The organism is Clostridium tarantellae, assembly GCF_009295725.1.
Taxonomy (GTDB): domain Bacteria; phylum Bacillota; class Clostridia; order Clostridiales; family Clostridiaceae; genus Sarcina; species Sarcina tarantellae.
In genome coordinates, this window is record NZ_WHJC01000081.1 from 1 (window position 1) to 12715 (window position 12715).

Sequence of the window (12715 nt, forward strand, 5' to 3'; positions counted from 1 at the left end):
GTCTAATAGAGCCTTTTATTAAAATTTTAATAAATAATAAAAAATGTTTTTATAATTAAATTATTATAAAAGCATTTTTTTATGCAAGAAAATATTAGGTGATATAATAATTTTGTAAGAATGCAAATAATTCAAGAAACATAATCTTTTTTTATTATTCTATTTTAAATAAATATTCATTTAGATAATATAAAAAAAATTTTTAATAATTAATAAATTTTTTTTAGTTTATGTCACATATTAAAATACTTATCCGTTATAGAAGTGAAAAGTACTTTTTAATATTTGAAGGGAGATAATGTAGTTGCATATTTATAATACTTATGAAACTTTAGATTATTATACTAATGAAGAAGATAGATTAAATAATTCCTTTTCAAAAGGAGGAGAACATGAACTAAATTTAGCAATAGAATTATATGGGCAAGCCCTTTTAAAATATTGTCACAATATATTATGTGATTATTACGAAGCAGAAGATGCTGTACAAATGACATTTGTTAAGGCTTATAACAAGCGACAAAGCTTTAAAACAGGAACTTCTCTAAGTGCATGGTTATATAGAATTGCCTATACAACATGTATTGATATAACTAGAAAAAGAAGATTTCAAATTTTCTCTAATAAATATGAGAAAAAGCATGAACCAATTTATGATGATACTTATATAAATGAGGAGTTAAGAGAGGCTTTATTACAGCTTACTCCCAAAGATCGTGCACTTGTGTTTAGCAGAATTTTAGATGAAAAAGAGTATTCAGAATTAGAGATAATATATGATGCTTCTGCGGCTACATTACGGAAGCGATATGAAAGAGCTAAAAAGAAATTAGCAAAAGCTCTAAGAAAAAATCAAAATGAATATTAATGGAGGAAAATATGTTAAAGGATAATGATGAAAAAATTATAAGAGATGCTCTTAATACAATTAATACCCCACAATCTAATATAAAATTAAATGTTAAAAATAAACTGGTTTCTAAAAAACAACCAACTTATTTTAGAAAAGCTATAATTGGAGTATGTGCTGCAAGCTTAAGTGTGATTTTATGTGTACCAGTAATGGCAGCATCTTCAAGCTTTCAAAAGTTATTATCTACAATAAATAGTAATTTTGAACTATCTAATCTTAAGCCTATTCAAACTGTGTCAGAGGATAATGGAATTAAGATGGAAGTTGTAGCAGCTATGAATGATAATGACATGGCAGTTATATATGTAACTTTACAAGATTTGTTAGGAAATAGAGTTGATGAAACTGTAGATTTTTTTGACTCATATAAATTTTCACAGGGTAGTGCATTTGGGGCTAATGTGGTTAATTATGATGAAGAAAGTAAAACTGCAACTATTCGTATTCAACTTAATGGAGGAAAGAAATTAAGTAATAAAGAAATAGAGTTTTCTTTTAATAAACTATTAAGTGGAAAAGTAAAAACAAATACTACTATAGATAATCATACTCTAAAAAATATCATAGGAGATAATAATATAGAAACAGTCTTATTGGATATGAATAATATTCCAGGATGTGCAGGGGAGTTGGCATCTAAGTATCTTAAAGAAGAAAGTGCAAAAATTTTAAAACCAAATGAAACAAACATTAAAATTCCTAATGTAGACTTTGTAACTATATCTAATATTGGAATACTTAATGATGGACTTCACATTCAAACTAAATGGAATCCAAATTCTAAAGATGAACATGGAAGTTTTTATTTTACTAATAAATTAGGGGAAGAAATAAAGACAGATGTATCAAATATACATTTTGGAGTAGATAATAATGGAAATACAACTTACGGTGGAGAGTACATTGAGTATATACTAGACATAAGTAATATAAATATGGATGAAGTAAATTTAGATGGATTTTTTGTATCAAGTAAAAATTACACAGAAGGTAATTGGAAAGCTAATTTTAAACTTCAGCCTGTTACAGAAAAGAAAAATATAAAATGTAATTTAGAGCTAGAAAAAGGAGCAGTAAAAAATATTGAATTATCACCATTAGGAGTAACATTAATAGGAAAAGATTTTAATGAAGAATATATAAAGCTTAATATGAATGATGGAACTACAGAAATTATTCAATATGATGTAGCACATAGGGATAATATTAATAAAAGTAAAGAATGTAAGTATATACCGAAATTACCAATAGATATTTCAAAAGTTAGGTCAATAGATATAGCAGGAAATATAGTAAATTTACATTAAAAATATAAAACATGCTAATTATTAAAATTAGCATGTTTTTTCTATATAATGGGTCTGTAAGAAAATTTGTGTGTCTATGGCTTCTTTATAGAAATAATATAGATTTTTTTTATTTTAAAATGCAATTTTAATGAAATGTTATCTATATTCAGACTATAAATAGAGTGCTTTAAAATAAATTATATGGAATAAAGCTGAATAAATGTTAATATTTATCATGTTCTGTTTTTTGGGGTGAAGAGTTTGTTTGTTTATGTTCTTCAGTTTTTTTATTATTTTCTTTAGGTTCTTTTTTACTTGGAGATTCTTTTTCTGTTACTTTTTCTGTTACATTATCTTTATTAGGAATATTTTCTTCTTTATTTTCTTTTGGTTTAGAAGTTTCTTTTTCAGGCTCTTTTTTAGGTTCAATTTTATCTGGTTTTTCTTTAGGTTTTTCTGAAATATTTGGAGTAACCGTAGGTTTATCTTCTGAAACTGTAGATGAAGCTTTATTATCATTTTTTACTGGTTCATTATTTTTATTTTGTTCTTGGGAATTGTTCTTTTTGGTATTTTTATTAAATTTATTAGAGTTAGGTAAGCTTTGAGAGTCTTTATTATTTTTTTTATTTAAATCTTCTGAAGAATTTTCTTCTGAAGTTTCAGTAATATTTTCCTCGTTATCGTTATTATTTACATGATCTTTATCCAAATTATCTAATAGTTTTTCCGTAGATAATATGGGGGATTTTTCAACTTTAAAATCATTAAAATTTTCAGGTAATGAATTTTCTAGCAAAAGTACAGTACCTCCTAGAGCTAATATTACTAATATGCTACTCAAAGCTAAGTATTTTTTTTTAGTAGGTTGAGACAATTTTTTTTTAGTCATAAACTCAGCTCCTTTATATACATAATATTAAATTTTATTATCCTTTATTATACACACTTATTATTTTAATTCAAAGATATGTAAAATATAGTATTTGTTTGTATTATAGATTTTAAAATTATAATTTAATATAAATTATTCTCTTAATTTTACTTATTCACTTCCAATATCTTTTTTTTATGATATTATATTCTATAAATAGTTATTCAAATGTAAAAATTTAGAATATAATACTGGAGGGATAATTTAAACTGTGAATATAAATCTATTTTTTAGAAACTTAAAGGAATGGATATTTCCTAAATTAAGAACTATGAGAATTATAAAAGAAGAATATGGTGAGGAGCTTTTTAAGGAATGTGAGGAAAAATATACAAGAAAACTTTTTGATATAAGTGAAAAAAATCATTATACCTTAGATAATGAAAGCTTTAATGACTTTGATATGGACAAGGTATATAAAAAACTAGATAGAACCTATAGTAGTGTGGGAGAAGGCTCTTTATATAAACTCCTTAGAAATCCTTTAATATCAGAGAAATCCCTTAAAGAAAGAGATAAACTTATTAACTTTTTTCAAAAAAATGAAAAAACTAGAACTAAACTTCAATATTTGTTTTTTAAGTTAGGAAGAGATAGAAAAAATACTTTTTTAGAAATGATAGATAATGAAATTTTAGAAAGTAAGTTTAAGTATTATTTATATACCCTTTTAGGTAAGGTACTTCCTTTCATATTATTTATATTACTACTTATTTTTAAAGAAACTACCATAGGAATAGTTTTACTTGTTTTATCCATTATAAACATGGCATATATTTGTGAGAAAGAAAAGTATAAAGTACATTCTCATGGACTATCTTACTTAAGTGAAATGCTTACTATATCTAAAAAAATAACTAGGCTAAATGATGAAAATTTAAGTGTTTACACAAATAAATTAAAAAAACTTAATAAAAAATTAAAAGTAATAGATAATTCTACATTTATTATAAAATTTATAAACCTATGGGGTGGTATTTTTCAACCTCTTTCAATTATTTTTCTTTTAGAGGTAACTAGCTATTATAAAATAGCACCTTTATTAAAGAAACATAAAAGGGATCTTATTGATTTATACAGTGCCTTAGGAGAAATTGATGCACTTATAGCTATTTCCAGCTATAAATATAGTTTAAAATCACAATATTCAACTCCTGTTTTTAAAAATGAATTATGCCTCAATATAGAACAGGGAAATCATCCTCTTTTAAAAAATGGTGTAGCTAATTCTGTTAATATGAAAAAGAAAGGTATGATTTTAACTGGTACAAATATGTCTGGTAAATCCACATTCTTAAGAATGATAGGCATAAATATGATTTTAGCCCAAACTGTTTATTTTGTACTGGCAAAAAAATATGAAGCTTCATTTTTTAATATAGTGTCTTCCATTAGTCCAAACGATGATGTAACTAACGGAAAAAGCTATTATATGGCTGAAGCTGAATCCTTATTAAGAATAATAAAAGCCTTAAATAAAGACATACCAGTATTTTGTCCTATAGATGAAATATTTAGAGGTACTAATCCCATAGAAAGAATAGCAGCTTCAGCAGAAATTTTAACTCATATAAATAGAGGAAATAGTATTTCTATTGTAACAACTCATGATAGAGAACTAGTTGATATATTAAAAGAAGGTTATGAATTTTATTATTTTAGTGAAAAGGTAGACGAAAAAGAAGGTTTAAGTTTTGATTATAAAATTAAACAGGGTATTTCTAAAACTAGAAATGCAATTAAACTTCTAGACTATATTGGCTACCCAAAGGAAATCATTGAAAAATCTTATAAGAGAGCCAACAATATTGAAGGATTTATTTAAAGAATATTTCTACACTAAATTTTGAGCTATAATTTAACTTATAATATAAGGTAAGAGTTACCAAATAATTAAAACACTATAAAGTAACTCTTACCTACCCTTTTAAAAAATATTAAAATCCACATAATTTTATTTTACTTCTTGAATTTTAAAAATCATAGCTCCAATTATTGTACTTACTACTATTATCATCAATGAATTTACTCCAAAAATTAACAATGAGGAATCATAACGTACATATCCACATAAATCTCCTAACATATAAATTGGAATTCTACTTCTTGTCACATCTGAAAGTGCATTAAATAAAAGAAAGGAAACTAGTGTTATAAATAATGCTCCTCCCGTTGCTACTGTAGCTTTACTTTTAATAATTGTAGCTATTAATGCGTAAAAAGAGCATATAGCACATAATATTAGTAACCATATAGGAATTATTTTTATCATAGTAATAACTTCTTCCTTACTTATAGGGTTTCCATAATTAAAGAATAAACTTAAAACCACCATAGAAGTTATTAAAGTAAATAGTGCAAGGAGGATAGTTCCTATTAATAAAGATATCACATTAGATAAATATATTTTATATCTGTTATGACCATAGCATATAGTATTTTTTAACATACCATTATTATAGGGACTAATAACTAAATCCCCCACTAAAAAGAAAATTATTATTGCTATAAAAAGACTTAATCCTAAGGCAGCTCTAAAAATATTTAAATACCCTTGAAATTCTAATAAATTTCCTATATGAAAACCATAAAGCCTATTATTTTTCATAACAGCACTAAGCATTATAGAGCCATTTTCTTCAGAAAAACTTACTATTGTAGTAAAAATAATAATACAGGTTAATATTATAAAGGCATTTTTATAGGTTCTACTTTTTCTTAATATAAATAAATGAGATTTTAATAAATTAACCATTAAAATTACCTCCCATTAAATTCACAAAATAATCCTCTAGTTCATCTCCCTTTACAATGATTTGATTCACTATTATATCCTCATTATTAAGAGATTTAGAAACCTTCCCTGGATTATCTATATAATCATAAAGTTTTATAATATTATTTGGTAACACCTTGAAATTTATAGTTTTTAATTTATTTTCTAACACCCAAGTAGCTTTTTCAACATTATTAACCTTTAATTCAATAACTTTTTTACATCTTTCATCTAGCTGTTTTTGAGTTATTTCCTCTATAAGTTGTCCTTTATTAAGAAAACCATAACAATTAGCTAACTGGTAAACTTCACTTAAAATATGGCTAGAAATTAAAATAGTAATGCCTTTTTCCTTATTTAATTTCTTTAAAAGTTCTCTCATTTCAACTATTCCCATAGGATCTAATCCATTAGTAGGCTCATCTAAAATTAAAAATTCAGGGTCCCCAAGAAGTGCCATAGCTAGCCCTAATTTCTGTTTCATTCCTAAAGAAAAATTTTTAATCTTTTTCTTTTTATCATTCTTTAATCCAACTAAAGAAAGCTTTTCTTCTATACACATGTTACCAGGTATACCCTTTTGAAGCCTTACTAATTCCATATTTTCATAAGCTGTCATATTAGGAGAAATAGCTGGACATTCAATTAAAATACCTATTCTTTTTCTTTCTTTTTCTAATTTATTTAAATTATCATGTCCAAAAATTTCAATACTTCCTGAAGATATACTAGCTAATCCAGTAATTAATCTCATTAAAGTGGTTTTACCTGCACCATTTTTACCTATAAAACCATAAATATCCCCTTTTTTAATATTTATACTAACCTTATTTAAAACAATATGATTTTTATATTTTTTCGTTAAGTTATTAGTTCTTAAAACATATTCCATAAGCTTTTAGCTCCTTTCTTTATGAATTAATTTAATTATAAAATTTAAATACTAAATAACCACAAAGAAATTCTTAAGAAAGTCTTAAGATACATCTAATTTATAACCTATACCCCATATGGTTTTTATATACTCTTCCTTTGCACCAGCTTTAATAATCTTATTTCTTAAATTACTTATATGAACAGTTATAGTATTATCATCACAAAGAAAATTTTCTCCCCAAACACTTTTAAATAAATTTGCCTTTGAAAACACTTTAGTTGGATATTTCAAAAAAAGCTCTAAAATATGAAATTCTCTACCAGTTAAATTTATTTCAGTCTCATTTACTCTTACAATTCTACTATCTTCATCAATAGTAAGTTCTTTATATGACATTATATTACTATAATCTGTCCCCTTAGAAAATTCCATATATCTTCTTAAATTAGCTTCCACTCTAGCTAAAACCTCATCTATATCAAAGGGCTTGGTTATAAAATCATCTGCACCAGCTCTAAGGGTTTTAGCCTTTATGCCTAATTCTTCCTTGGCAGAAATAATAATAACAGGCATTTTACACTTTTCTCTTATGTTAAGTAAAAGTTCCTCCCCACTTTTACCAGGTAACATTAAATCTAACAAAATAAGTTGCCATGATTTTTCCTTTAAATAAATTAAAGCCTCTGTACCAGAATAAGCTGATTTAACATAGTACCCTTCATTATTAAGCATTTCATATAATAAATTATTTATATCATTATCATCTTCTATAATTAAAATATTAATATTATTCTTCATAAAATCTCCCTTTTTTCTTTATAAGATTAATAATAATTATATCCAATAATAAGTTAATATGAAACAATTTTGTTTAAATATAGAATATAAAAAGGAAAAATAAGTGGATTATTAAAAAATCCACTTATTAACCTATTGAGCTTTTAAGTTTTACTTTATTATTGTAAAACTAAACCATTTAAAGTTATAGTAAAAGTTTTAGGATTATCATCAGGTGATTCATAGGTATCACCATCATTAGGATAATTTGAAACTAAAAATCTATCTTTCTCTATAAAACTAATTGTTATAGTATATCCATTTTGGAAAGAGGTATTATTTAAAGTAGCTGCAAAATCATTAGCATTTCCATTTCCTTTTACTGAAGCTTCTTTTATAGTGGTACTAGAATTATCTTTTAAAACTACTGTAAAGTATTTTCTATCTCCAAAATTACTATGCGCTACATTACCAGTAGATGTTACAATTAAAGTATTAGAAAATTCATCAAAATTAATTGCAGCAATAGGTCTATCCCCAAATCCATTAAAATTTATAGTATTTTTAAGTGTATTTTTTTTTAATACCAATCCTAAATTATTTATAATAAAAGTTTTTGGATTTCCATCAGATGATTTATAGGTATCACCATCATTAGGATAATTTGAAACTAAAAACCTGCCTTTCTCTGCAAAACGAACAGTTATAGTATATCCATATTGGAAAGAAGTATCATTTAAAGTAGTTGCAAAAGCATTAGCATTTTCATTACCTTTTACTGAAGCTTCTTTTATTGTAGTACCAGAGTCATCTTTTAAAACCACTGCAAAGTATTCTCTATTTCCAAAGAAAGAATGTGCTTGAGTACCAGTAGAGTTTACAATTAATTCTTTTAAATTAGTATCAAAATTAACTGTTGCTATTAAATCATTACCTAACCCTAAGAAAGTTATTTTATTTTTTAAAATCTTTATTAATGTTATTAAACCTAATTTAGTTATTATAAATTCTTCACCATTTTTTAACAACTTATATTCCTCTCCAAATTTAGGCAAATTAGATATAGATACTTTACTAGAATAGTTAATACAATACAATTCTATTCTATCTCCAATATTAAAAGAAACAGTGTTTAAAGCATTTAAAAAATTATTAACATATTCATTTTCTTTAAGTCTAGCAACACTTTTTTCATTACCTGAACTATCTTTTAAAATAAAAACAAAATAATCATGAGATGGCGCACTTGAATTAAAATTTACTTTTGTAGTACTAGAAGTTGCTATAAGTTTATTAGAGGATATATCAAAGTAAATTTGAGTTATAAAGTCTCCACTTGATTTGTCTTTTACCTGTATTACATTTTCTAAAAATTGTATATTAGCAAGTGGAGAACTAGATAAAACTAATCCTAAAGGAGTTATAGTAACTGTTTCTGTATCATTAACTTTCCAATATTCATTAGAGTTAAATGGAAAATTTGATATATGAAGCCGAACTTTCTTAATAGTGTTATAATCATTAGCTGGCGAGTAAAGTTCTAAAGATTGGCCATAAGCAAAATGGGTTCCATTTAAACCATTTACTAAACTAGTAGCATTTCCATCTCGATTTAGAGTACCACTATCATATGCATATACAGAATCTTCTTTTATTACAACACCATTGCTATCTTTAAATTTATATGAAAAAGCAATTCGTTCAGACCAATTTATATTAAGTCTTCCTATTGCTTCACCAGTAGTACTTGCTTTTATTTTAAAAGAATCTGAATCAAATGATATAGTAAGTATATCCTTCAAAGAATTTACAAATCTACCATCTCTAGTTGAGATTACATTATTCTTTAACATGGATGTAGGAGTAAATAAAACTAATCCGTTATTAGTTATTTTAAAGTATTCTATACTTTTAGTAATTGTATAAAGTTGTCCTAAACTTCCAAAATTACTTATAGTAACTTTATTTAAAGCTTTATCATTACAAACTATTTGCAAAATAAAACCTTCTTTAAAATAACCTCTATTAATAGTATTTGCAAAAGTTGTAGAAACTGCATTTGATTTCAAAGTAGCTGTTATAAGTGGATTAGTTAATGTAGGGTCAATTAAAGCATGAAGTTTAACTATAACATAATCATAATCATTAGAGGAATCAGCCATATTACTAGTGGCAGTACCTTTGAGAGTATTCTCTAATGCATTAAATTCTATAAATGCAACAGAATTATCATTAACACCTTTTATAGTTATAAGATTTGGAAGAAACATAGGTATAAGTTCTAACCCAGTGGTAGTTATTTTATAACGTTCATTAAAATGCTCTGGAACATAGTCTGTACCATTTAAGTTAGTTACTAAAATATTAGGTCTAGCTTTATAAGCATAGGTTAAATCTAAAATATAATTATAATCAAATATTCTAGAACTAAGTCCTGTCTCTACAGATGCTGTACTATTATTTGATGGTATTGTACTGGTTATAATTAAATTATTATTTGTATCATATAATTTAGCTATAACATAATTATACTCATTAGAAGTATCAGCTGCCCTTGCAAAAGAAAAAGTTTGAAATACTTTATCTAAAGTGTTAAAATTTATAGCTAAAAAATCATCATTAGTAATTGTATTAATTTTTATAGTGTTTGGTAAAGTAGCTGTTGCTGGAGCTACGGAAGGAGTATAGTCTTGTAATCCATTAGCAGTTATTCTAAAAAAGCCTTGAACTACTTCTGAATTAAAAGATTTTCCATCAATAAATGTATTTTGTCCTGTGGTAGGAAAATTTTTAATTTCTATTTTTGTATTAGTAAAACAAGTTAATTCTATAATATCTCTAAAAACAAAAGGACTATTATTTAACTCACTTGCAAAACTATTAGCATTTTCATATGCCTTTATGGAAGAATATTTTTTTATATTATTGGAAGAATCTCTTAATTTAAATAAAAAATATTTTGCATTATTAAATCTTGGTGCCTCTATGTTACCAGTAGAAGTTACCTTTAATTGTTTAGCATCAACGTCAAAAGTTATTGTAGCTACATTGTCAAAGTTTATTTCTTGAGATTTTAATAAATCTGGTATAGGTGGTGTTACAGGTGTATATTTAACTAATCCAGTTTGAGTAATTTGAAAACTTTCTTCATTTCCTTTTGGAGTATATGTTGGAGTATTTGAATCAGGATAATTAGTTATTATTACCTTATCACTGGCTTCATAGGCTAAAACAACTATATCTCCATTTTGAAAACTTGTATTTGAAACTTTATTTGAAAAATCCATACCGTTCATATTACCTCCTATTGTATCAGTTATTTTTTCTGTTTTTCCATCAGATTCATATAAAGTAAAACTAAAATAATCTGTTCCACCAGTTGAATCAGTTGTTTTTCCAGTAGAATTAACCTTAACTTTATCATTAGTAGTATCAAATTGAATATTTAATACAGGAGTATTATCAGCAGCATTTAATGTTATAGTATTCGGCAAAGTATCTATAATTGTAGGTGTATTAATAAGAACTAACCCTGTAGGAGTTATTTTATATTTTTCTGTGTTAGTAGTAGGAGTATGATTTTGATTTGCACTAGGAAAATGAGTTATATTAACATTTGTCATAGCTTGTGGTGAATAGGTTAATTCAATAATATCATTATATTCAAATAGAAGTTTTATTAAGGAATCTATATATCCCGCTGGACTTTGCCGAGAATTAAAATCAACTTCTGCAACAACTGTTCCATTTGGTTTAGATAATTTAAAGCTTGCATAGGTATAATCATTACTTCTATCAGCACTTTCATTTCTAAAGGTAGTAATTATCATTTTGTCTTCCTTATTAAAAACCATAGAAATAATAGGGTTATTACTATTATTCACTGAGTTTATATTTATAACATTTGGAAGTATTGGAAAAGTAATTGGAGGATTAGGGGTATATGCTGTAAGCCCATTATAATTAATTTTATAAAAATTTTTAATAAGATCACCTATTTCAGCAGTTCTTCCTAAAATTTCTATTTGTGGAGACGATGGAAAATCTGCAATTTCAGCAGTTCTTCCTAAAAGAAGTTCCACTTCAATAAAATCACCATATTTAAAATCAGTATTTTCTAATGCCATTTTGAAATTACTAGCATCTTCCTTACTTTTTATGAGAGCTTTCTTTTTTATATTATTATTACAATCTCTTAATTTAAATAAAAAGTAGGCATTATTAGGATAAGTATTATCTGAAGTACTTAAATTACTATTAGAAGTAACTTTTATTTGTTTTGTATTAGTATGAAAATATATTTCACTTATAGTGTTACGTACGTTACTATCCTTAACTCTCACAACATTTATAATAGAGGCTGTTTCTCCTTCTGGTATTTGAGGTTCTTCACAAGAATCGGGTTCTGGATCAGGAGGAACTGGTGGAATTACATTAATAATTGTACAATCTTCCTTTGCAGGTTGAACACTGGGACAGGTAATACTTACCTTTTCAGCTACTAAAAATAGTGTTACATTTTGAAAAATAGTTTTACAGTCAGCAAGAGATAAAAATACATCTTCAATACAAGTTTTTATGCAATATTTATCATTAAAAACATCTGCATTTGGCTCAATAACAATATAAGTGCAAAAAGGAACGGTAAACTTAGAAGTATAAACTGATTGCTCCTTAGTTAAGGAGGTATAAACAATTTTTGAACAAATAAATCCGTCAATTAAAAGTTTTTTTCCTGTTAAAGTCATTCCCTCTGAATTAGGATTACTACTTACAGGAGTTTCTATTATTTTTGTATTAGCTATAGATACATTAATATAAATCTTCTCAATTTTTTCAATAGCAAGCTTATTACAATCTAACATTAAAAGGTCTGATACAGATATTTGAACCCAAGCTTTATTATTAAAAGGTCCATTTTTATCTGCAAATTTTTTTATATCACATAAAGCTATTACTTCATAATTTTCTTTATTAGAACAATTACAATACAATTTATCTCCTCCTCTAAAAAATAAAATCAATTGATAATTAAAAATTTTAACAAAATATACTATTCTACTCAAAGCATCAATGTTAATTTTTATTATATTAAATACCATTTAAAATATAAAAACTAAAAAAAGAGTAAACTATAAATAATTTACTC

Annotated in this window: 8 protein-coding genes; 3 read left to right on the forward strand and 5 right to left on the reverse strand. The window is 25.5% G+C overall.

Annotation, left to right across the window (positions count from 1 at the left end):
* Positions 1 to 304 precede the first annotated feature (304 nt).
* Both GBZ86_RS07335 and GBZ86_RS07340 read left to right on the forward strand, forming a co-directional pair.
* Positions 305 to 868, forward strand: a complete 564-nt coding sequence (locus GBZ86_RS07335; protein WP_152889216.1) for an RNA polymerase sigma factor — start codon at positions 305 to 307, stop codon at positions 866 to 868.
* Positions 869 to 879: 11 nt separating this feature from the next.
* Positions 880 to 2220: a DUF4179 domain-containing protein gene (locus GBZ86_RS07340; protein ID WP_152889218.1), complete on the forward strand. Its 1341-nt coding sequence runs from the start codon at positions 880 to 882 to the stop codon at positions 2218 to 2220.
* A 205-nt stretch (positions 2221 to 2425) separates the two neighbouring features.
* Here GBZ86_RS07340 and GBZ86_RS07345 read toward each other — a convergent pair whose 3' ends face one another.
* Entirely contained in the window at positions 2426 to 3094 is a 669-nt protein-coding gene (locus GBZ86_RS07345) for a hypothetical protein (RefSeq protein ID WP_152889220.1), read from the reverse strand.
* A 313-nt stretch (positions 3095 to 3407) separates the two neighbouring features.
* Between GBZ86_RS07345 and GBZ86_RS07350 the strand changes: the two genes are divergently transcribed.
* Positions 3408 to 4961, forward strand: coding sequence for a MutS-related protein (locus GBZ86_RS07350; RefSeq protein WP_152889229.1), 1554 nt, complete (start codon positions 3408 to 3410; stop codon positions 4959 to 4961).
* Between the two features lie 129 nt (positions 4962 to 5090).
* Here the strand turns inward: GBZ86_RS07350 and GBZ86_RS07355 are convergent, their stop codons facing one another.
* From GBZ86_RS07355 to GBZ86_RS07370, 4 genes are all read right to left on the reverse strand, one after another.
* Complete coding sequence (locus GBZ86_RS07355) at positions 5091 to 5891, reverse strand: ABC transporter permease subunit (protein WP_152889221.1); 801 nt, start codon at positions 5889 to 5891, stop codon at positions 5091 to 5093.
* Positions 5884 to 6804, reverse strand: a complete 921-nt coding sequence (locus GBZ86_RS07360) for an ATP-binding cassette domain-containing protein (RefSeq protein ID WP_152889223.1) — start codon at positions 6802 to 6804, stop codon at positions 5884 to 5886. The genes GBZ86_RS07355 and GBZ86_RS07360 overlap by 8 nt, the downstream gene beginning before the upstream one ends.
* 84 nt (positions 6805 to 6888) lie before the next feature.
* The gene (locus GBZ86_RS07365) at positions 6889 to 7587 is read right to left on the reverse strand and encodes a response regulator transcription factor (RefSeq protein ID WP_152889225.1); all 699 of its coding nucleotides are present in this window, start codon (positions 7585 to 7587) and stop codon (positions 6889 to 6891) included.
* A gap of 158 nt (positions 7588 to 7745) precedes the next feature.
* On the reverse strand, positions 7746 to 12560 hold the full coding sequence (locus GBZ86_RS07370; protein ID WP_170272180.1) for a putative mucin/carbohydrate-binding domain-containing protein: 4815 nt from the start codon (positions 12558 to 12560) through the stop codon (positions 7746 to 7748).
* Between the last annotated feature and the right edge of the window lie 155 nt (positions 12561 to 12715).

What these genes read in the sequence shown, in the direction of transcription:
- GBZ86_RS07340 (WP_152889218.1), top strand. Translation starts at nt 880, where the DNA reads ATGTTAAAGGATAATGATGAAAAAATTATAAGAGATGCTCTTAATACA.
- GBZ86_RS07360 (WP_152889223.1), bottom strand. Translation starts at nt 6,804, where the DNA reads ATGGAATATGTTTTAAGAACTAATAACTTAACGAAAAAATATAAAAAT.
- GBZ86_RS07345 (WP_152889220.1), bottom strand. Translation starts at nt 3,094, where the DNA reads ATGACTAAAAAAAAATTGTCTCAACCTACTAAAAAAAAATACTTAGCT.
- GBZ86_RS07365 (WP_152889225.1), bottom strand. Translation starts at nt 7,587, where the DNA reads ATGAAGAATAATATTAATATTTTAATTATAGAAGATGATAATGATATA.
- GBZ86_RS07350 (WP_152889229.1), top strand. Translation starts at nt 3,408, where the DNA reads ATGAGAATTATAAAAGAAGAATATGGTGAGGAGCTTTTTAAGGAATGT.
- GBZ86_RS07355 (WP_152889221.1), bottom strand. Translation starts at nt 5,891, where the DNA reads ATGGTTAATTTATTAAAATCTCATTTATTTATATTAAGAAAAAGTAGA.